This window comes from Mucilaginibacter agri, from assembly GCF_009928685.1.
GTDB lineage: Bacteria > Bacteroidota > Bacteroidia > Sphingobacteriales > Sphingobacteriaceae > Mucilaginibacter > Mucilaginibacter agri.
Map to the genome: position 1 here is coordinate 110,269 of NZ_WWEO01000040.1, position 20,252 is coordinate 130,520.

Below are 20,252 nucleotides of genomic sequence, written 5' to 3' on the forward strand. Positions count from 1 at the left end.
CCATTTACAAAATCCGAAATTGAACATCCGAAATCCGAAATTAATCAATCTTTATCCCCTTATAATATTCAGCTGCCTGGTAGTCTTTTCTCATCGGGAAGCCTTCCCAGTCGTCGGGCAAAAGTATGCGTCGCAAATCGGGATGGTTTTCAAAGAAAATCCCTACCAGGTCATATGCCTCGCGCTCGTGCCAGTCGGCCGTGCGATAAACTTCTACAAGGCTCGGAAATACTGGAAGGTCGTTAACATCACGGCCATGTTCTTTAATCACTTTAAGTGTTAACTGCGTTTGGTATGGGATAGACGACAGGTTATACACCACACCGAATTTACCTGCTTCGACTCCGTAATCGACACCAGTAAGGCACGATAGAAAGTCGAAATAAGTACCGGCATTATCTCTTAGCTCACGGCAAACGCCAACAATATACGCTGGCGCTATAAGTAGAGCAGGCTGTAAAACACCGGCCTCTTCACCTGCAATAACCTCGGCGCCGAATTTTTCAATAAGTAAATTCTTGATTTCTTCAAACGTCATGGCGCAACACGAACGATTTTCCAGGTGTTTTTGTCAGCCTTTTTGTAAACGATACGATCGTGCAAGCGGCTGCTGCGGCCCTGCCAAAACTCAAACATACGGGGCTTTAAAATATAGCCACCCCAATGAGCCGGCTTAGGAACGTCTTTATCGGCATATTCTTTCTCCAGTTTCTGCCACTTTTCTTCGAGCGTATCGCGTCCATCAATTTCCTGGCTTTGTGGCGACACCACAGCGCCGATTTGGCTGCCTTTAGGGCGCGACATAAAATAAGCTTCAGAATCTTGCTTGCTTACTTTTTCAATAGTACCCTCAATGCGGATCTGTCTTTCCAACGGCCCCCACCAAAAAGTGATAGCACCCAACGGGTTTTTAGAAATTTCTTTTCCCTTGCGACTTAAGTAATTGGTATAGAATACGAAGCCTTCGGCATTATAGCCTTTTAGCAACACTATGCGCGAAGATGGACGCCCGTCGGTAGTGGCAGTAGCCAAATTCATGGCATTGGGCTCGTGCATCTCAGATGCGCGCGCCTGGTTAAACCAGCTATCAAACTGGATGAATGGATCTTGCTTTACGTCTTTTTCTGATAAAGATGCAGCAAGGTATTCTTGTCTTAGATCTTGTATGTCTTTTTGGCTCATCAATGCAAATCTACAAATACGGTTTAGTAATATCTTATAAATCCGTTACCTTGTGTATAACGTTATTAAAAAGAACATTAATTTAACAGTTGTGTTATATTATCAAACTTAAACTGTATGCTTAGCACCATTTCTGCCGCGGCAGGTCGATTATTGATTTCGGAACCATTTATGGCCGATCCGAATTTTAAGAGGTCGGTTATTCTGCTAACCGAATATTCAGAGCTTGGCGCAATGGGTTTTGTGCTTAATCACCAGAGTGAATATATGATAGGGGACCTGCTGCCGGATATTTCTTATTCCGAATTGCCGGTTTATGTAGGTGGCCCGGTAGCCAATAATACCTTACATTTTATCCATCGTTGCCCGGAAAAGATTTCTGGTGGTACAGAAATATCGGATGGTATATATTGGAGTGGTGATTTTGAACAGGTAAAAGAGCTGATCAACACCTATCAATTAAAAGACGACGAGATTAAATTTTTCGCCGGATATTCGGGTTGGACACCTGGTCAGTTGGAAAATGAATTAACCGAAGATACCTGGATAGTAGCCAATAAATTTAATAGCGATGTTGTTTTTACGCACGACGAGCAGAACCTCTGGAAAGAAGTGGTGATAAGCTTGGGCCAGCGTTACGCACATATCGCTAATTTTCCGGAGAATCCTGCGTTGAATTGAGTTCGGTTGCCGGTTGTAAGACGTAAGTAAGCTTACATAAGACTAGTCACAAGTTACGCTGCGCTAAACTTGCGACAGCATGGGGCACACGCAAAACATCACGCGTCGTAATTGCTCGGATACCCCTCATCTTTCATCCCTTTAGCTGATTCTTCTACTTTACTTGCCAAATCAGCTTTGTATTTAATGAGGTTTTGGGTGATGTATTCGTCGCCGGTAGATAAAATCTGTGCAGCAAGTATGCCCGCATTTTTAGCTGCGTTTAAAGCAACGGTGGCCACCGGGATGCCATTAGGCATTTGCAGAATAGACAACAACGAATCCCAACCATCAATAGAATTGCTCGATTTTACCGGAACACCGATCACCGGCAAGTGAGTTAACGAAGCCACCATGCCTGGCAAATGCGCTGCACCACCGGCCCCGGCAATAATTACTTTCAAACCACGGTCTGCGGCTGATTTTGCGTAGCTAAACATACGATCGGGAGTGCGGTGGGCCGATACCACGGTAATTTCGTAATCAACGCCTAATTCTTTTAATACATCAGCAGCGTCCTGCATAATATTCAAATCAGACTTGCTGCCCATAATAATGGCTACTTTAGGTTGTATGCTCATGGTGATTGTTTTATTAATGCTTAACCGGCAAATTGTTCGACTGGCTAAGAAGGGTTGCCCTTGCCGACGGATCTGCCTTGGCCAAATTTACGATTAATGCCGTTAATTTTTGGTGATCAATGTTTCTTATAGGACCAAGGTTGATGTTTATCTCAGAGTAGCCCATAGCCAAGGAGACTTCCTTTAACTTGCTTTTTATCTGGATGAGGTGCTTAAACTGGTCTTTAATAATCAGGCAAACAAAGGTTTGCTTATAGGATGTATTCCAGTAAGCATGTTCGATAATATCCCAATTAATGAAATCTTTATATGCCGAACGATCAAAAATGCCCGTTTCGTTAATGATGATCTGAGGTTTCCTATCTAGTAAATTGAAGATACCAATCGGGACACCCCAGCCAAAGAAGCAGAGACAAAGCCATGAAACCCAATCGGGCATTAAGGTTGTTTCGTATCTTAAATCCCATAAAGCCACGATTATGAAAGGCAGGCAAAGTAGCATTAACCGTATAGCCTTCCAGCGTGATTTATATAGCTTTATTTCATTCAAGGGCTCTTGATTCCTGATTCCCGATTCTCTTCCTAAGAAACTACTTTTAAAATTTCCTGAACATAGCGGGCTTTTTCAATAGCTTTTTCGCGGTCGGAATCAACTATGGTAACATGGCCCATTTTGCGGAAAGGTTTGGTTAAAGCCTTGCCATAAAGGTGGATGTATACACCCGGACATTTCAAGGCCTTCTCGATACCCTTGTAAACCGCAGGGCCTTCGTGGCCGGCTTCGCCTAGCAGATTTATCATTATAGCGTTGTTCAGGCAATCAGTTTCGCCAAGTGGCTGGTCAAATATCGCTCTAAGGTGTTGTTCGAATTGCGATACCACGTTGCCCTCAATAGTTTGATGACCGCTGTTGTGCGGACGTGGTGCCAATTCGTTAACCAGTATCCGGCCATGCTTATCTAAAAACATCTCGACAGCCAGTAGGCCAACTATCTTTAGTTTCGAAGCAATATTTTTAGCTACTTCTTCGGCCTCTTGTTGTACGGTGTGAGGCAGGGTGGATGGCGCAATCAGAAACTCAACTAAATTAGCTTCGGGATTAAATTCCATTTCCACCATTGGGAAGGTTTTGATCTCGCCGCTTTCATTACGGGCTACTATAACCGCAATTTCCTTTTCGAAATCAACCCAGCGCTCAATAAGGCTTGGTTCGGTAAAGGCTTTGGCTAAAGACGATTCGTCGACCACCTTGTAAACACCTTTGCCATCGTAACCGTCGCGTCTTAATTTTTGAATGTAAGGGAATGGGATACTGGCGTTTTTCAATTCGGCAGGGGAGGATATGATTTGAAATTCGGCCGTAGGGATATCGTTTTCTTTGAAGAATTGCTTTTGTAACCCTTTATCCTGTATCAGCCTGATCACGCGTGGCTGCGGATAAACCAGCACACCTTCGCGCTCCAGTTGCTCCAGGGCGTCAACGTTTACTTTTTCAATTTCGATGGTAAGCAGGTCTACCTTTTTACCAAAATTATAAACGGTTTCGTAGTCGCTCAGCGAGCCAACTACAAATTCGTCGCAAAGCTTACGGCATGGCGCTTCCCGGTCCGGGTCTAGAACTTTAACCGTAACATTGTAGTTTATAGCTTGTTGTATAAGCATGCGGCCTAACTGGCCACCGCCTAAAATTCCTAATCGCAGGTCTCCGTAAAATGCTTTCATTTGCTGATGCAAGTTTACCGCAAATTTTTAAATAATTCCATAACGGAATTATGCTTACCCCATTTTTGCCGACGGCGGGTATTTTCTCAACATCCTCACATATAAAATAACCTGCACCCCTAAAAAGGAAATGCCCGTAATGGCGTAGAATATGATGTTGGATTCGCTCAAATGGCGAAAGTATATAGACGTCAAAAAGCCCACAGTACCGCCAAAAAATAATATAAGCCTAACGATAGTGCTGGTATAAATGCTATGGTATTGGAAAAACAATACGGCAAATTCCATTAAAGTAAGTATCAGCGTAAGTAATAACGAACCGGCAATGATAGATGGGACCGCCGGTATGTAATTGTCAAATTTAACCGTTTTGATATAGTATGCAGAGCCTAGTATAAAAGACAAGGCAAACGAAAACGCAAGCGCTTTAAAAATTAGTTGAAGCAGATATTTGGTATTCATAACGGCTGCAATTTAGAGATAATTGAAATAGATATATTAAAGTGGTGCGTGGTGCAATGCACCATATGCACCACTGTGTTCCTACTTAAAAGTCATTTTTTAATTATTTTAAACTTTAATATACTGATAATCAGTGTAAAGGATTTTATTGTTAGATAGCGATAACATATTGATGCACCACTTTTTATGACTTTTAAGTGTTTTTACGACAAGCGTGTGTCAGCGAGGAAGCGCCAATTATACCTTTAGTTCTTTCGGACTTTTCGTCTTGCGGGCTTCCCGGCTCCTCCGTAATACCACGCCGCTATCAATGCCGTAGGCAAACCGATACAGATCACCAACGTGCCTATACCTGTGCCAATGCCATACAAGGTCATGGGGGCTTTTGATTTGATAATGTTGCTTATTGGCAATACCATAAACGTCATAACCAGCCAGGTTACCACGCCATATCCGAAGCCAATGATCCATTTGTTCAGCCCTGCGCGTTTAAGCGCCGGGTAGCTGATAAACCAAACGGCTGTAAAGGCGTAAGCTATCATATAATGAAACATCACGCCGTAAATAATCATGGTAGGGCCGGGTACGGTAAATGCACGCTTGCCATAAACACCGCTGGCTATATAACGGGCAATGCGTTCGGCAGGCACGCCGTGATTAAGTAGTATAGCCGCAACCGCATCGAGCGTGGCGGTGAGCAAAAAAGTTAAAAACAGGGTGAGGTATAGTTTTCTGCGCATAAGTTAGCCTGCAAAAGATTGCCCGAAGCTATGAAATTTGCAGCAAAAGCAGGTTGCTGATCCCGCACATGGCAGTACTATATCGATAAAATATGCTTTAGGCTTTCTTGATCATTAAACTCCCGGAAGCTATATCATGTATGGCGCGTCGTTGTGGTGTGCCGTGAATGGTTAAAAAGGAGAACCATCCCAAGGCGAGTTTAAGCGTATACCGTATAAAAGATTGCAGTAAATTAATGGGCTCATTAATATCGTCTACATTTCTTACCCTTATCTTTTTAATGTAGTTGCCCAAAGTGCATCCGTAGCATATACAAACCGGTTCGTAAATAAAAAATAGAGTAAAAAATAGGGTTGGCCTCACCCATACCGGAGCAAAGGTGAGCCTATCCAGCAAGGCTGAAAAAATGCCCATACACATGATGATAAGCATCATATCTATAAAAACGGATTGTAATCTTTCAACGAGTGCCGGATATTCGAGGGTTATGGCGTTGGGTTCAGCACCTGCGGTGAGTAAATCGTCTAACATAAATTGTGTATAGGGTGATTGAATCGCTAATCTACAAACTGCCTATGAGACATTTATGCTAAAATAAATTTGCCGTATTATTGTTCGTTTATACACTTTTACACATCAACCTAAGCACGGAACGCCAATGGGGTATATGACGTTTGTTTTTTAAAATAGTTGGAAAAGTGCGCTACATCATCAAAGCCTAACGCGTACCCAATGTCGGCTACGCTCCATTGGGTTTGCTTTAAAAGAATCTTGGCTTCCTGTAGTATGCGGTTACTGATAATGGCAGTTGTTGTGCTGCCCGTAGCTTCTTTTAGCACTTTGTTAAGGTGGTTAACATGTACCGCAAGACGGTCTGCATAATCTTTGGCCGATCTTAAGTTTAGCCGCTGATGCGGCTGATCGAGTGGAAACTGTCGTTCTAGTAGTTCAACAAACAATGACGATATACGTTGAGAGGCGTTTTGAGTTGTACCGAGTGCCGAGAGCGGTTGTAGTTTCTGTCCGTAATGGATCAGTTCGAGCACCAGGTTGCGCAGCAGATCGTATTTGTATTTATAATCTGAGGCCAGCTCCCTCTCCATTTTACGGAAAATATATTCAATTTCAGAGACTTCGATGGGGGTAAGTTGAAATACAGGTAACTGGCCCGGTTGAAAGAGCGGAAGTTCTTCCAAACTCACGCCAGATTTTTGGGTCGACAGAAAATCGGGTGTAAATATGCAGAACATCCCGGTTTGATCCGTATCCTGCGGCACCCAATGATAGGGGATTTTGGGCGTTGCAAACAATAGGGCATTAGCTTCGATATCTATTACTTTATCGGCGTACTCGGCACGGCTGCGGCCTCTTAACCAGCTGATTTTATAATAGGTGCGCCTGCTGTAGGGCATAATACGTTGTCCGCTTTTTTTTGCTTCATCAAATAGCGTTTCCGTATCAAAAACATTAAAATGCCCAATCTCCTTTGCAATACCCTCAGGAAGCGGGGCCGAATTTCTCCGGTAAAAATCGTCTATAGAAGTGAGACTGGTCATTGCTGGTTTGTATAATTCAAAGTTAATATTAAATACAAAACCGACAGCAGGCTTTAAACAAGTCTGCTGCCGGTTAAAAAATGTAGGGCAATTAAATTGCCATGCCACCCGATGCCTCTATGCGTTGCGCATTTACCCAACGGGCATCTTCGGTGCATAAAAAGGCAACCACGCCGCCAATATCTTCAGCTACCCCAGGACGACCCAAAGCAGTGATGCTGCTTATAAATTTCTGTAGTTGTTCGTCCTCGCGTAAATGCCCGCCGCCAAAATCGGTCATGATAGCGCCTGGAGCAACCACGTTAGCCCTGATCTTCCGCTCGCCCAATTCTTTGGCCAGGTATTTAGTAAACGTTTCTATAGCACCTTTCATTGACGCATAAGCAGATGAGCCGGGTACACTAACGCGGGTTAATCCTGATGAAATGTTAACGATACCACCACCATCGCTCATCAGCGGGATACATTTTTGCGTTAAAAAGTAAACGCCTTTATAATGCACGTTTAATACTTCATCAAACAATTCCTCTGTCATGTCGGCTATAGCCGTGTAAAGCCCAGTACCCGCATTATTAATCAGAAAGTCGATATGTTCTGTATCGAATTTGCTGGTTAAGGTAGCTTTCAACTGATCTGCAAATGCTCCGAAGCTTTTGATGTCGCCCACGTTAAGCTGTAGTGCAGCGGCTTTGCTTCCGATGGCTTCAATCTGAGCTACCACATTTTGTGCTTCTTCGGCTTTGCTATGATAGGTTAAAACCACATCAAGCCCTTTTTCTGCCAGGCGTAAAGCCATATCCTTACCCAATCCGCGACTGCCGCCGGTTACCAGGGCTATTTTATTTTTGTTATCCATTGTATTCTCTTTTTTATAATACAAAGATGGTGTACAAATGATTGGACTGTTTGTAGTAATCAATCCATTATTTGCGAAATTCAAATAATTGCGGATGCCTCACCCAACCCTCTCCGGAGGAGAGGGCTTTAAAACTTAAGCTACCGCAAACTGGAAGCTTGCACTAGTCATAGTCACAAGTTACGCTACGCTAAACTTGCGACAGCGGTGGTTTTAGATGAAGAAGGGAATGTCATGTTGAGGTACTCGAAACATGCGGGCAAAGGCCTCTGCACCATCCTTCGAGTGCCTCAGGATGACAGCCCATATAAATTCAGAATAAAAATTACATTTCCAACACCCGCTCACCTTCAATTTTCTTTTGAAGTTCGAGCACGGCACCGATGAGGGCTTCGGGGCGGGGAGGGCAACCTTGTACGTAAACATCTACCGGTATTACCCGATCTACGCCTTTAACAACATGGTAGCCATGCTGCCAGTATGGGCCGCCGCAGTTAGAGCACGATCCCATAGAGATCACATATTTAGGCTCGGGCATTTGCTCGTACAGGCGTTTAATACGCTCGGCCATTTTAAAGGTGACTGTACCGGCAATGATAATCACATCTGCCTGGCGGGCTGAGGGACGCGGAAAAACGCCAAAACGTTCGAAATCGTACGTAGATGCAAAAGACCCCATCATTTCTATAGCGCAGCAGGCAATACCAAAACTCAATGGCCATAGCGATGATAAACGCGCCCAGTTAAGCAGGTCGTTTACTTTGGTAATTACTATACCGCCATTTTCGTTCATTTCGCTGGTCATTCGCTGGCTTTTTTAAATGCTGGTTTAAACATAGGTCTTTTAACAGGAACAGTATCTGTAGCGGCAGTTACCGGGGAAGTAGCAGCTGCAGTAGCACTTATAGTTGCAGGCGTTTCGTTTTCTATTGAGAACGGCCTTACTTTAAATTCGCTTTGCTCCAGATTAAGTTTTGCGTAAACCGATGCAGGGATATTCACATCAACCTTAGGCGTAATCGGGTTCGGTTTTATCCAGGCGAGGTCTCCTTTTATCCAAACGTAAACCAGTCCTAATATCAGGATGCCTACAAATACAAACATTTCAACCATGCTTAATACTGTCCAGCGCGAATCAACAGCAGCAATTTGCTTATCGCCAAAAACGGTAGCCCATGGAAAAATGAACATCATTTCTACATCAAAGAGCAAAAATATAAGTGCTATAACATAAAAACGGGAGTTGAATGGGAGCCATGCGTTGCCGGTTGGTTCTTCGCCGCACTCGTATGAGGTTAGCTTTTCGGGATTGGGATTATTGGGTGCAACCAGCTTGTTTGCAAAAAAAGCAGCCCCGGTCATAACAATACCTATAATTAAAAAGATAAGTATCTTTCCAAATTCTGATATTTGCGCAACTTCGCCCATGGCAGCAAAAATAACAAAACAAACCCAGTTTGACGCTATAATTATCGGTGCCGGTGCATGCGGACTAATGTGCGCTGTACAAGCCGGCTATTTAGGCAAGCGTACACTCGTAATAGAGCACAATGATAAGCCCGGTGCCAAGATCCTGATAAGTGGGGGCGGGCGCTGCAATTACACCAATATGTATGCCTCTGCAGCACAGTTTATCTCGCAGAACGAGCACTTTGCCAAATCGGCCTTTGCGCAATGGACGGTTGAGGATACCATCAGTTTTTTTGAAACCTATGGGATAGAAGGCGCTGAGAAAACCCTTGGCCAGCTTTTCCCCGCAAATGGTAAGGCTAAAGATGTGGTACAAATTTTTACCGATTTGTGCGAGCAGTTAGATCAGGAGCTGTGGTGCAACACCCGGGTTACCGATGTGAGTAAAAACGACGACGAAAGTTTTACCCTTACTTACGAACGCCATGGCAAAACAGCTTCTATTACCACCGATAAGGTTGTAATTGCCACAGGCGGTTTACCTATCAGCAAAATGGGGGCAAACGATTTTGGCCTGCGCACCGCCCGTAAATTTGGGATGAAGATTGTGGAAACCTTCCCCGCATTGGTGCCGCTTACCATTACAGGTAAACAGCAAAGTTGGTACGAGCAACTTTCGGGCAGCAGCATTTTTTGCAGGGTTTGGAATGATCAAATTAGTTTTGAAGAAAACATTCTTTTTACGCATTGGGGATTGAGCGGCCCCGCCATATTGCAGATCTCTTCTTATTGGAAACAAGGCGAAAGTATTTATATCGACTTATTGCCCAACCAATCGATACTTGATCTGATAGCTACAGAACAAAGAAATAACGGTAAACAGTTGCTGCAGACTTTACTATCCGGATTGTTTACACGCAAATTCGCGGAAGCACTGGGCGAATATCTACCGATCAGTAAAAACTTAGCCACTTTAAGTAAGGCCGATTTGGAAAGTGTTAATGCCCTTATCCACGAATTTAAGGTGACGCCTGCAGGAAGCAAGGGTTACGATAAAGCGGAGGTGATGCGTGGTGGCGTTTCAACCGATGAGCTATCCTCTAAAACTCTCGAAGCTAAGAAAGTACCCGGATTATTTATGGGGGGCGAATGTGTGGATGTTACGGGTTGGCTGGGTGGCTATAACTTTCAATGGGCCTGGGCAAGCGGCTTTGTAATTGCTCAAAATTTATAGTTATAAAAAATGTAACGAAAAAGTTGCGATTGGCATTGCGAGATTAAAAACGATTTCTATTTTTGTCACAGTTTCGTTACAGTGACTAAAAAAATCCCCTTTTTAACCAACTATAGATTGGTGTGCCTGCTTTGGATCGCAGTAGCTGCGTTCTGCTGGCAATACAAATATTTCCATAATCGGTACAATAACTACCTGATTTTTAAGTATGTATACCATCACACGGTAGCAGAAAAGAACTTATACAACTACTATCCCGAGTATGTCGACTCTAACCATTACGGCCCGGTATTTAGCGTGCTGGTAGCTCCAATGGCTGTAATGCCCGATGCATGGGGCTTCTTGTTGTGGTCGGTACTTAATGCCGTTATCCTGATCTGGGCCATCCAGTTGCTCCCCATTAGCCAAAAAAATAGAAACCTGCTCTTGCTGCTCTGTGCCATAGAATTTGCCAATGCCGAGCACTATATCCAATTTAATCCGATTGTCACGGCCTTTATATTTTTCAGTTTTGTACTGGTAGAACGTAAAAAGGAGCAGTGGGCAACGCTGTTTATTGTGTTGGGTACGCTTATAAAGCTTTACCCTGTAGTGGGCTTCGTATTCTTCTTGTTCGCAGAAAACAAGTGGAAGTTTATTTGGAGTACAGCCCTATGGTTTGTCGTATTTCTGGCACTGCCAATGGCTATCTCCAGTCCACACTTCATAATACAATCTTATGCCGACTGGTTTCACTCGCTGCACGAGAAAAATGGGTTCAATGTTGGACTAGGCTCATCGCAGGACATCTGCCTGATGGGGACCGTACGCCATCTCACCCGAAACGAAAACATTCCAAATACCCCTTTCTTAATACTAGGAGCTGCCATTTTCGGAGCCGCACTGCTGAGGTTTAAACAATATGCATCGTTGAAATTCAGGATGCAGGTATTATGCTCGGCTCTGATTGTGGTAGTGATCTTTAGTACAGGATCTGAGCACCCTACGTATATTATAGCCGTTCCGGGCGCATTTTTATGGATGCTGATGCAGGATAAACCGTTCAGCCGAACTAATATTACCTTACTGGTGCTGTTATTAGTTATTACCGGCCTCGGGCCAACTGATGCTATGCCTGCACTTATCCGCAGAGGTTATATCAACAGATACGTGATGAAAGCATGGCCTTGCATTATTGTTTGGGGGATGATCTCGTACCAACTACTGTTTAAAGACTTTGTACCAAACGAGGATAACGCAGACATGGAGCGGGTTCTTGAAACACGCGAAGAAGATATGGTTGCTGCCTAACCTACTTGTGCGATGCCTTTACCTGGTTAAAGTAATCGATTAACTTATTGATGTTACCCAAATTGTATTGATGGGCACGAATACGGTCTACCACGTCCGGTTCGTCGCCCATAATTTCCTGCATAATATCTTCAAAATTCATTGGGGTAACAGAAACAAGTTCGGCAGGGTTAGCACCGTAATAATAGGTTAGCGTGCGTCGGCTACCGCCACCGCCGCCAAATGAAATGCCCACGCCACCACCCGCATAGCTGCCAAAGCCTCCGGTGCCCAGGCCAACACCCAAACCCGGAGCAACATGTACACCGCTACCGCCTTTGCTGCTGCCTTGATAGGCGTACAGTTTAAGGTCTTCATCGAGCACCACGCGTACAAAATCAAACTCGTTGGGCCAAACTTCGCCCATGGAAGGGTGCGCCACCACAAAGCTATCTTTACCCGCTGTAAACGATTTGAGTTCACCCGCGCTTAACTTCATTTCGTTGGCGTCTTTGTTTGATTTAAAAACAATAAATGCCTGGCCTTTAACCGGCCCCTTGCCCGATGGATAGGGCTGGATAAGCCCGGTCATTTGGTTATCTTTATTATCGGTAAAAGTACCGGGTTGCCATTTTTGTGATTTTGCTGATACAACGCTCAGCATGAAAAATAAAATGATTAAAATTGGACGCATAAGCTTTAACATACACAAATAACGCACTTTTATAATAATTATGATAACTGTTGATCTGCGCAGCGATACCGTAACCAAACCTACCCCCGGCATGCTTGAAGCCATGTGGAGCGCCAAGGTAGGGGATGACGTTTTTGGGGAGGACGAAACAATAAATACCCTAGAAGCAAAAGCTGCAGCCATGTTTGGGATGGAGGCCGGCATATTCTGCCCTTCGGGCACCATGACCAACCAGATAGCCATTAAATGCTTCACCCAACCGCTCGATGAGTTGATTGCAGATCAAACTGCACACGTTTACCGTTACGAGGGTGGGGGTATAGCCTTTAACTCGGGCGTATCAACGCGTTTGCTAAATGGCTACCGGGGCATCCTTACTGCCGATATGATTGAGCCAGAGATCAACGCCGAAAATATCCATTATCCGCACACCAGCCTGGTGGTGCTCGAAAATACCGTAAACAAAGGGGGCGGCAGTTGCTATACCTTAGATCAGATTGCACCCATTGCCGAGCTTTGCCAGTCGCGCGATTTAAAATTACACCTCGATGGTGCCCGTATTTTTAACGCGCTTGCCCATACTGGCGATAAGGCGGGTGATTATGGTAAATACTTCGATGGTGTTTCGGTTTGCTTATCCAAAGGACTTGGTGCGCCTGTAGGATCAGTGTTACTGGCCGATAAAGCAACTATTAAATATGCCCGCCGTATCCGTAAGGTATTGGGCGGGGGCATGCGCCAGGCCGGTTTTCTGGCCGCCGCAGCCATTTATGCGCTCGATCATCATGTAGAGCGTTTAAAAATAGATCATTCACATGCACAAGTTCTGGCGGAAGAACTGGCTAAATGCGATTGGGTAACCAACGTAATGCCCGCCGAAACTAATATCGTGTTATTCGATACCGTTCAGCCGGCTGATCATATACTGGCTAAACTCGAAGAAAAAGGTATCAAAGCCAATAGTACCGATAAAAACCGCATCCGTTTTGTAACCCACTTAGATGTTCACCCCGAGCAGGTGGAGTATACGGTGCAGGTGCTGAAGAGTTTGTAGCAACAGTTTTAAAGTTGCCGTAGCAGTCGGGAAAATGGAGACTGCTCTCAATAAATTTCAAAAGAGATCAATTAATACTTTCTTAATTGATCTCCTTTGGTTTCGTAACACTCATCTTGCCAATCCTATAACCCAAATTTCCGTTTCTATCGATACCCTCAATTATTAAAGTGTAGTTTGCAGATCTATCCCCGGTATAAAAAGAGACGACGGCTTCGCCTGTGTTATCTGTAGTTATAAAGGGTTCCCAGTCGATGGTGGAACGCAGATCATTTAACTGCCTGGCTGGATCTTTTATTGAATATTTGGGCTTATAAAACTGTTTAGGCCAGCTAATGGATACCGGCTTGTATAAGTATAAACCAGGGGTGTAGCTGAAGAATGGACCGCTGCGCGAACGGGTAGTGATTTCCACAAAGGCATAGTCCAGCTTCCAAGGTTCATATATGGTTTCCGAAATTACAAACCTTCTCAAGTAATTAGAGGTGTATTTACCAGAAACAATTACTTCGATCCCTTTAATATCTTCCGCATCGTGCGATGTGAAAAAATTCCTGTAATCTGCTAGTGTCTCTAATGACAAAACGGAATCCAGCTGCATTCCATCAACAATAAAAACTATTTTTTTATATCCGGCAAAATATGAAATTGAGGTTTTATTCACAACAATGTCTCTTGCTAAACCGCCTTCATGAACCGTTTTATGCTCGCTGGTATTAGATGCACCTTCTCTAAACCCTTTAATGTTCTCTTGCAATAATTGCAACCAGTTCTTTTTTCCGGCCGCTTCCAGGTCTTTCTCATCAAGTACCACATCAGCGTTTCCCGGGCCGTTTAAATTTTCCGAATCATTTACTATTTTCTTTGCGGTAATTTTTACCTCTTTCAATAATTGTCCACTATGAGGTAAATCACGTTGCTGTTCTGCTAATTCGCTATTACGGATATAATTTAACAAGGTGGTATCGCTGTTTACATACCATGGCGTTATTAATGGTGAATTTGTTTGGGTTAGCGCCGGGTCCGCGTTATCATCCATTTTAATGCCCACATTAAAACTTTTTCCATTTTTATTTACAGCCTTTAAAACAAATACGGCTGTATCCACCCTTGGAAAATTATTAAAAATAAATTTGCCGTCTTTATCAGTATTAGTCTCCATTAATATAGCGGGCGATTTGGAAAGCAACAGTACATTAGTGCCCCTAACTGGTTTATTAAAAAAATTGTAGACGCCTCCTTTAACGGTAAATTCTGTTTCTGGCTGATAATTTATGGGCGGAGGCGCAAGAACTTGTTGCCAATCATATCCAATCCAGCCCTGGGTAAGCAGCAGATTGTCAAGTGCCTGCCAGCTTTCTGTTGTTTTTGAATTAAAATAATATAAGGGATTTTCAACATGTCCTTTTAGATCGGACGTCAGCATCATCCGGGTAAGTATGTTTTCACAGTTTAGTGTATCAATCTTAATTTGCGCATCATCGGTAACGGCGAGTGAAAAATTACCCGAAACCGGTTTACCATCATGGTCGCTTACTTTGATATATAAGGCGACACTATCCCTCGAAATGTATTCGGGCTTGTCCCCAACAAAACTTATATTCAAATCATCGTGATGGTCTATAAATACTTGCCGCTCATTTAAGGGCTGTTTTGTAGTAGTTAGAAGCGTGAAATGTACTATACCAGAGGGGAATAAGCTTTTCGCAATTTTAATTCTATGTTCTTCGTTATTGAAGCTTACTACGGCCGCGTAACAAATTACGCCCCTCGCATTGGCAGTTAAAAAATAACTGTTGCCGGTTTGCATTAAATCATTGGTAGCGGAAACAATAACATCTAAAGAATCACTATTTAAGAGGTTTTTAATACTTAAAACTGTTCCCGAATTTTTTATTGCCGGTAGCAAGTAGTCTTTAATTATTCCACCCGGTAAATTTACTTTGGCTACATAGCGTTGTCCTGGTTTTATATCGAAGTAAAATGATCCTATACCTTTATGCAATGTTTTAAAGGAAGCCACATGTCTTTGATCATTATCGATTACCATTCCCGAGATTTCTACACCTTTTCCATCTTCCCCAATTGCTTTAAACCCAATATGAGCAGGCAATCCAGCTACAAGATTGCCGCCCTCTGGTAAAAATTGAACGTCTATATTCTCGACGCGATTTAAAATAACCGGGATAACTGACCTATTCTTAACTTTTTTACTTTCGGCTATTATAGCTAACCCATTTATTTTTTGAGGAATAGCAAACTTTACATCTAACTCCCCATTGGGTACTGTCTGATATTTTTGGTTGAATAAGTCCTTGTACTCATTTATTCCTCTTATCTGAAGATCTTCAGCAATTACTGGTCTGTTATAAATATCTCTAAGCTGCAATTTTACATCTGCGGTACTGATTCCATTTATGGCAGACGTATTTACCTTACTATTTACCAGCCATTTGTTTTCGAGAGCATTGGCGACGTAGAAGCTTTTATAAAAAAAATAGCTGTCGCCAAAATTGCGCATCCAGTTGGTGTAAGAACGAATGGTATAAGTGCCAGATGTAAATCCGTCTTTTTCGTTGAGGCTGATGTTACCATAACTAATGCCATTTGCCACCGCAAACCTGTAGTGTTTTATAACCTTATTACTATCGTTAGCTATATCAAGATTAATGATGCGGCTTTTGTTAGATGGTAATAGATCAGCGTTTAATAAATACGCTTTAAACCAGATGGTATCGCCCAGGGCATAATAAGGTTTATCTAACTGGAGGTAAAGCTTTTCTGTGGGGGTTAAATTGTTTAAACTGTCCGACCTTATCGATAATTCCTTAAGCTCACTACGCAGAAATCTTGATTGGCAAAATGCGGGAGTGCAGTAAGTGCCGAGAAAAATAATTAAAACGCATATGTTAATAAATGAAATATATAGAGTGGATTTAGGTTTAGTTGCAGCCTTGGCCTTGTAAATGTGTTGCGCTTGAAAGCAGTATATCAATCTAAACCGGAGGATTTCTAAAGATTTTCGCATATGGGTAATCTTCTGAACATTACGCACAATTGATAGCACGCATGTAGTGATAAATTTTAGGTATAGTTAATTAACCAGTCGCACGCCGAAAGGATAACAATATTACATCCGTTATAGCAGGTTATAAGAAATCTATCGGTTATGACTGGTTTTTAAATGTATATAATAATAATATATATTCCAAAATTTCTAAAAACTGCATAATCATGATAATACTTCAGCGGAATAATCTTTGAGGAAAGGGTTATATAACGGTGAAACTTATGCTACTATACTTTGTTGTTCTCTCACTACACTACCATTATGAATCGCCTCGTAAAAAAACTCGAAAAAATAGGCCGCGACCCCAAAGTCACAGCCAAAGCTATTGGCCTGCGTTATGTATCCGACAGCGCACCTGGTTACACCCGCAAAAAGAGCGGCAAGGGCTTTAGCTTTTACGATGCCGATGGTAAGCTGGTAAAAGATAAGGAATTAGTACAGCGTTTTACCAAAATGGTAATTCCGCCTGCATATACTAACGTTTGGATTTCTCCTTTCGAAAACAGTCATCTGCAATTTACCGGTGTTGATGCAGCCGGGCGTAAGCAATATCGATACCATGCGGGCTGGAATCAGATCCGCAACCAATCTAAATACCATCGGCTGCAGGCTTTCGCGGGTTATTTGCCAACTATACGCGAACATGTAGATAAAGATCTGTCCCGCCGTAACCTCGATCATGATAAAGTGGTAGCGCTCATCGTTCGGCTGATGGAGTTAACCAGCATCCGGGTAGGTAACGAATCGTACAAGAAACTCTACGGATCGTTTGGCTTAACAACCCTGCAAGACAGGCATGTAAAGATTGAAGGTGCACAAATTAAGTTTGAGTTTAAGGGTAAAAAGGGTGTTTACCATAAAATAGATCTTCATAGCAGAAAACTGGCGCGACTGGTTAAGCAATGCCGCGATATACCCGGCAAAGAGTTGTTTCAATATTATGATGAAGAAGGCAAACGCTGTTCTGTAGGATCGGGCGATGTTAATACTTACCTTAAAGACATTACCGGCGAAGATTTTACCGCCAAGGATTTCCGCACCTGGGCCGGCAGTGTGAGCAGCTTATATGCTTTTAAAGAAGCAGGGGAGTTTAATAACCAGTCGGAATGCCGAAAAAAGATAATCAGTGTGTTGGATGAAGTTGCGCTTAACCTGGGCAATACCCGTACGGTATGTAAAAAGTATTACGTACACCCAACGGTGATACAAAGTTACGAGGCAGGCACTTTGTTCAAATACATTGAAGATCTGGACGAAGAAAAAGATATAAAAGCCTCGGAGCTTAATAATGCCGAGAGGGCTTTACTGAAAATATTAGAACATGAAAAGTTGGCCGTAGCCAGCTAATCATTGTGTAAGTATTTCCCTTAAAAGTGTATTTGTTTCACTATCCATTCTGTCGCCCGACTTATGCTGGGCAGGCTATTCATTTTAAATTTTTTTTTAGTGTGGTTTAATAATGGCGTGCATTTTGTGCCCCTAACAAGGCAAACAAAAAGTACAAAGAATTCGATCCAATTTTAAACGCACCTCTATGTCTATAAAAACTACTTTAATTACGGGGGCTACTTCGGGTATTGGTAAAGAAACTGCCCTGGCTCTAGCAAAAAAGGATCATGCGTTGTATTTATTGGTGCGAAACACGGTTAAGGGCGAACAATTAAAGGATGAAATTATTGGGCAAACCGGTAATCGATCTGTGTATGTTATTCCCTGCGACCTGTCTGAATTGGAAAGTGTACGCACCGCAGTGAGTAGTATTGTAAAAAAGCTTACCGCTATTAATGTATTGATCAATAACGCAGGTGGAATTTTTGATCAGCACCAAAAAACAAGCGAAGGTTTCGAGAAAACATTTGCTACCAACCATCTCGGGCATTTTTTGCTTACCATGAGTTTAATGCCGCTGCTCGTAAACGGACAGGCTCGTATTATTAATGTAAGTTCGGCCGCGCATCGCCTTGCTAAACCCGAGTGGCTTAACGATGCCCAGTTTGAGCATAAAGAATATAGCGAGATAAGGGCCTACGCATTATCAAAGCTTTTTAATATTTATTTTACTAAATCACTGGTTGATAAATACGGCGCCCAGGGGATAACCAGCTACGTATTGCATCCAGGTGTTGTATACACAAACTTCGGCGAGGGCTTATCCGGATTTAGTGAGTTGATCAAATGGCTTTCGAGGCCATTTATGATTAGCCCTGCAAAAGGAGCGGAGACGTCTATTTACCTGGCAAGTCAGCAGGGAATTGAGCAATTCACCGGTCAATACTTTATAAAAAGCAAGCCCGCTACCATGTCTTCCGCTGCTAAAGATATAGAAGCCCGCGAACGTTTGTGGGATATGAGCAAAAGGTTAACAGGTATTTAATGCCCTCTTGTAATAAAAATATTATATTGTCATAGTAATGTAATGTGAAACCGTTTTATTAATTTAGGTGTTTCAACTGATAAACATAGTTATGATCCCTATTAACAAGAAATTGATGGTAACACTCGGACTGTCGTCTGTAGTGGTGCTTTCTGCCATGACGGCCGTGCAACCCGGTCCGCCGAAAGAGGAGCCTAAGCTGACCAACATTAAGGTATTGCCTAAAAACCTTACCTTCCGCCAGGTTGATCATATTATGGATGAGTGGGCTCACTCATTAGGTGTTCGCTGTAATTTCTGTCATTCGCCAAATCCCGAGACCAAGAAAATGGATTGGGCAAGTGACGCTAAACCAGAGAAGAACATGGCCCGCGAGATGTATAAAATGACCGCTTCTATCAACAAAAAATATTTCAAGGCCGAGAAGGATTCGTTGGGTATGATTGCCAATACCGGCATCAATTGCTATACCTGCCATAACGGTAAAGCACATCCTGAAGTGGTTGATGCACCTGCGCCACCGCGTATGGGCCCGCCGCCGGGTGGAGCACCAAACGGAGCGCCTATGCCTCCTCCAGGTACGCCGCCGCCAACAACCCCGCCTAACAACGGACGCTAACATTAAACCAATGGCATTAACAATAAGGCAGGCCACAGAAGCTGATCTTACCGACGTCCTGGAGGTGTTCAACGATGCCATTATCCATACCACTGCCGTATATCAGGACGTTCCGCAAACGCCTGATATACGCAGTACCTGGTACCGCGACCGGGTGCAGGCAGGCTATCCCGTAATTGTTGCCGAATGGGACAATGAGTTTGCCGGGTTTGCCAGCTACGGGCCTTTCCGTAACGGTGCCGGTTATCGCTACACTGCAGAACATTCTGTTTATATCACTTCAAAGCATCGTGGCAAAGGCATTGGCAAAGCGCTTATTAAAGCGCTTATCGAGATAGCACGCCAAAGCGGCCTGCATATCCTAATTGCGGGTATCGACGCAGATACACTTCCCAGCATTAACATGCATCTTTCTTTAGGTTTTACCGAAGTTGCCCACTTTAAACAGGTAGGGTATAAGTTCGACCGTTGGTTAGATCTGAAGTTTTTTCAGTTGGAGTTAACCCCTCCCAATCCTCCCCAAGGGAGAGGGCTATAATAATAATTGTCATCCTGAACGTAGTGAAGGATCTTCTTCAATATGCAGGTTCGAATTAACATGGGGAAGAAAATATTTTGCTGACGCTCAATATGACATAGAAGGTAAAATCTTGATTCCTGATTCTTGTCTCTTGATTCTCCCAGCGGCTCTTGTTTCTTTAATCTCTT

At 43.2% G+C, this 20,252-nt stretch carries 22 protein-coding genes; 8 read left to right on the forward strand and 14 right to left on the reverse strand.

The features are described 5' to 3' along the window. Positions 1-40 precede the first annotated feature (40 nt). The gene (locus tag GSY63_RS06340) at positions 41-538 is read right to left on the reverse strand and encodes an NADH-quinone oxidoreductase subunit C (RefSeq protein WP_166584948.1); all 498 of its coding nucleotides are present in this window, start codon (positions 536-538) and stop codon (positions 41-43) included. Next, positions 535-1,182 carry a pyridoxamine 5'-phosphate oxidase gene (gene pdxH / locus GSY63_RS06345; RefSeq protein WP_166584949.1) on the reverse strand — a complete coding sequence of 216 codons (648 nt, stop codon included), beginning with the start codon at positions 1,180-1,182 and terminating at the stop codon, positions 535-537. The genes GSY63_RS06340 and pdxH overlap by 4 nt, the downstream gene beginning before the upstream one ends. Positions 1,183-1,299: 117 nt before the next feature. On the opposite strand from pdxH, the gene GSY63_RS06350 reads away from it, so the two are divergent. Next, the gene (locus GSY63_RS06350) at positions 1,300-1,863 is read left to right on the forward strand and encodes a YqgE/AlgH family protein (protein ID WP_166584950.1); all 564 of its coding nucleotides are present in this window, start codon (positions 1,300-1,302) and stop codon (positions 1,861-1,863) included. A gap of 98 nt (positions 1,864-1,961) precedes the next feature. Here GSY63_RS06350 and purE read toward each other — a convergent pair whose 3' ends face one another. From purE to GSY63_RS06400, 10 genes are all read right to left on the reverse strand, one after another. Further along, a complete protein-coding gene (gene purE, locus GSY63_RS06355; RefSeq protein ID WP_166584951.1) occupies positions 1,962-2,483 on the reverse strand; it encodes a 5-(carboxyamino)imidazole ribonucleotide mutase in 522 nt (173 codons plus the stop codon). 13 nt (positions 2,484-2,496) lie between these two features. Continuing rightward, a complete protein-coding gene (locus GSY63_RS06360) occupies positions 2,497-3,033 on the reverse strand; it encodes an STM3941 family protein (RefSeq protein ID WP_317168549.1) in 537 nt (178 codons plus the stop codon). Positions 3,034-3,065: 32 nt separating this feature from the next. Then, entirely contained in the window at positions 3,066-4,205 is a 1,140-nt protein-coding gene (locus tag GSY63_RS06365; RefSeq protein ID WP_166584953.1) for a 5-(carboxyamino)imidazole ribonucleotide synthase, read from the reverse strand. Positions 4,206-4,259: 54 nt separating this feature from the next. Next, a complete protein-coding gene (locus GSY63_RS06370) occupies positions 4,260-4,667 on the reverse strand; it encodes a hypothetical protein (protein ID WP_166584954.1) in 408 nt (135 codons plus the stop codon). 245 nt (positions 4,668-4,912) lie between these two features. Continuing rightward, entirely contained in the window at positions 4,913-5,407 is a 495-nt protein-coding gene (locus tag GSY63_RS06375; RefSeq protein WP_166584955.1) for a hypothetical protein, read from the reverse strand. Between the two features lie 97 nt (positions 5,408-5,504). Next, complete coding sequence (locus tag GSY63_RS06380) at positions 5,505-5,939, reverse strand: RDD family protein (RefSeq protein ID WP_166584956.1); 435 nt, start codon at positions 5,937-5,939, stop codon at positions 5,505-5,507. A 110-nt stretch (positions 5,940-6,049) separates the two neighbouring features. Continuing rightward, positions 6,050-6,964: a helix-turn-helix domain-containing protein gene (locus GSY63_RS06385; RefSeq protein WP_166584957.1), complete on the reverse strand. Its 915-nt coding sequence runs from the start codon at positions 6,962-6,964 to the stop codon at positions 6,050-6,052. Positions 6,965-7,055: 91 nt separating this feature from the next. Beyond that, positions 7,056-7,820, reverse strand: coding sequence for an SDR family NAD(P)-dependent oxidoreductase (locus GSY63_RS06390; protein ID WP_166584958.1), 765 nt, complete (start codon positions 7,818-7,820; stop codon positions 7,056-7,058). A gap of 325 nt (positions 7,821-8,145) precedes the next feature. Then, complete coding sequence (locus tag GSY63_RS06395) at positions 8,146-8,625, reverse strand: NADH-quinone oxidoreductase subunit B (protein WP_166584959.1); 480 nt, start codon at positions 8,623-8,625, stop codon at positions 8,146-8,148. Next, positions 8,622-9,248 carry an NADH-quinone oxidoreductase subunit A gene (locus GSY63_RS06400; RefSeq protein ID WP_166584960.1) on the reverse strand — a complete coding sequence of 209 codons (627 nt, stop codon included), beginning with the start codon at positions 9,246-9,248 and terminating at the stop codon, positions 8,622-8,624. Before GSY63_RS06400 ends, GSY63_RS06395 begins: the two co-directional genes overlap by 4 nt. Between GSY63_RS06400 and GSY63_RS06405 the strand changes: the two genes are divergently transcribed. Beyond that, the gene (locus GSY63_RS06405; RefSeq protein WP_166584961.1) at positions 9,247-10,464 is read left to right on the forward strand and encodes a BaiN/RdsA family NAD(P)/FAD-dependent oxidoreductase; all 1,218 of its coding nucleotides are present in this window, start codon (positions 9,247-9,249) and stop codon (positions 10,462-10,464) included. The genes GSY63_RS06400 and GSY63_RS06405 overlap by 2 nt on opposite strands. A gap of 81 nt (positions 10,465-10,545) precedes the next feature. Next, entirely contained in the window at positions 10,546-11,754 is a 1,209-nt protein-coding gene (locus tag GSY63_RS06410) for a glycosyltransferase family 87 protein (RefSeq protein ID WP_166584962.1), read from the forward strand. Position 11,755: 1 nt separating this feature from the next. Here GSY63_RS06410 and GSY63_RS06415 read toward each other — a convergent pair whose 3' ends face one another. After that, positions 11,756-12,397 carry a hypothetical protein gene (locus GSY63_RS06415; protein WP_208094476.1) on the reverse strand — a complete coding sequence of 214 codons (642 nt, stop codon included), beginning with the start codon at positions 12,395-12,397 and terminating at the stop codon, positions 11,756-11,758. 70 nt (positions 12,398-12,467) lie between these two features. Here GSY63_RS06415 and GSY63_RS06420 point away from each other — a divergent pair, with 70 nt between their 5' ends. After that, entirely contained in the window at positions 12,468-13,481 is a 1,014-nt protein-coding gene (locus GSY63_RS06420; RefSeq protein ID WP_166584964.1) for a threonine aldolase family protein, read from the forward strand. Positions 13,482-13,563: 82 nt separating this feature from the next. On the opposite strand, the gene GSY63_RS06425 is transcribed toward GSY63_RS06420, so the two are convergent. Beyond that, positions 13,564-16,509, reverse strand: coding sequence for a hypothetical protein (locus tag GSY63_RS06425; protein WP_166584965.1), 2,946 nt, complete (start codon positions 16,507-16,509; stop codon positions 13,564-13,566). Positions 16,510-16,812: 303 nt separating this feature from the next. Here GSY63_RS06425 and GSY63_RS06430 point away from each other — a divergent pair, with 303 nt between their 5' ends. The 4 genes from GSY63_RS06430 to GSY63_RS06445 all read left to right on the forward strand — a co-directional run bounded on the left by GSY63_RS06430 (position 16,813) and on the right by GSY63_RS06445 (position 20,082). Continuing rightward, positions 16,813-17,898 carry a DNA topoisomerase IB gene (locus GSY63_RS06430; protein WP_166584966.1) on the forward strand — a complete coding sequence of 362 codons (1,086 nt, stop codon included), beginning with the start codon at positions 16,813-16,815 and terminating at the stop codon, positions 17,896-17,898. Positions 17,899-18,085: 187 nt separating this feature from the next. Further along, the gene (locus GSY63_RS06435; protein ID WP_166584967.1) at positions 18,086-18,925 is read left to right on the forward strand and encodes an SDR family oxidoreductase; all 840 of its coding nucleotides are present in this window, start codon (positions 18,086-18,088) and stop codon (positions 18,923-18,925) included. A gap of 91 nt (positions 18,926-19,016) precedes the next feature. Then, complete coding sequence (locus GSY63_RS06440) at positions 19,017-19,544, forward strand: c-type cytochrome (RefSeq protein ID WP_243749168.1); 528 nt, start codon at positions 19,017-19,019, stop codon at positions 19,542-19,544. A gap of 10 nt (positions 19,545-19,554) precedes the next feature. Continuing rightward, entirely contained in the window at positions 19,555-20,082 is a 528-nt protein-coding gene (locus GSY63_RS06445; protein ID WP_166584968.1) for a GNAT family N-acetyltransferase, read from the forward strand. The last annotated feature ends 170 nt before the right edge of the window (positions 20,083-20,252 follow it).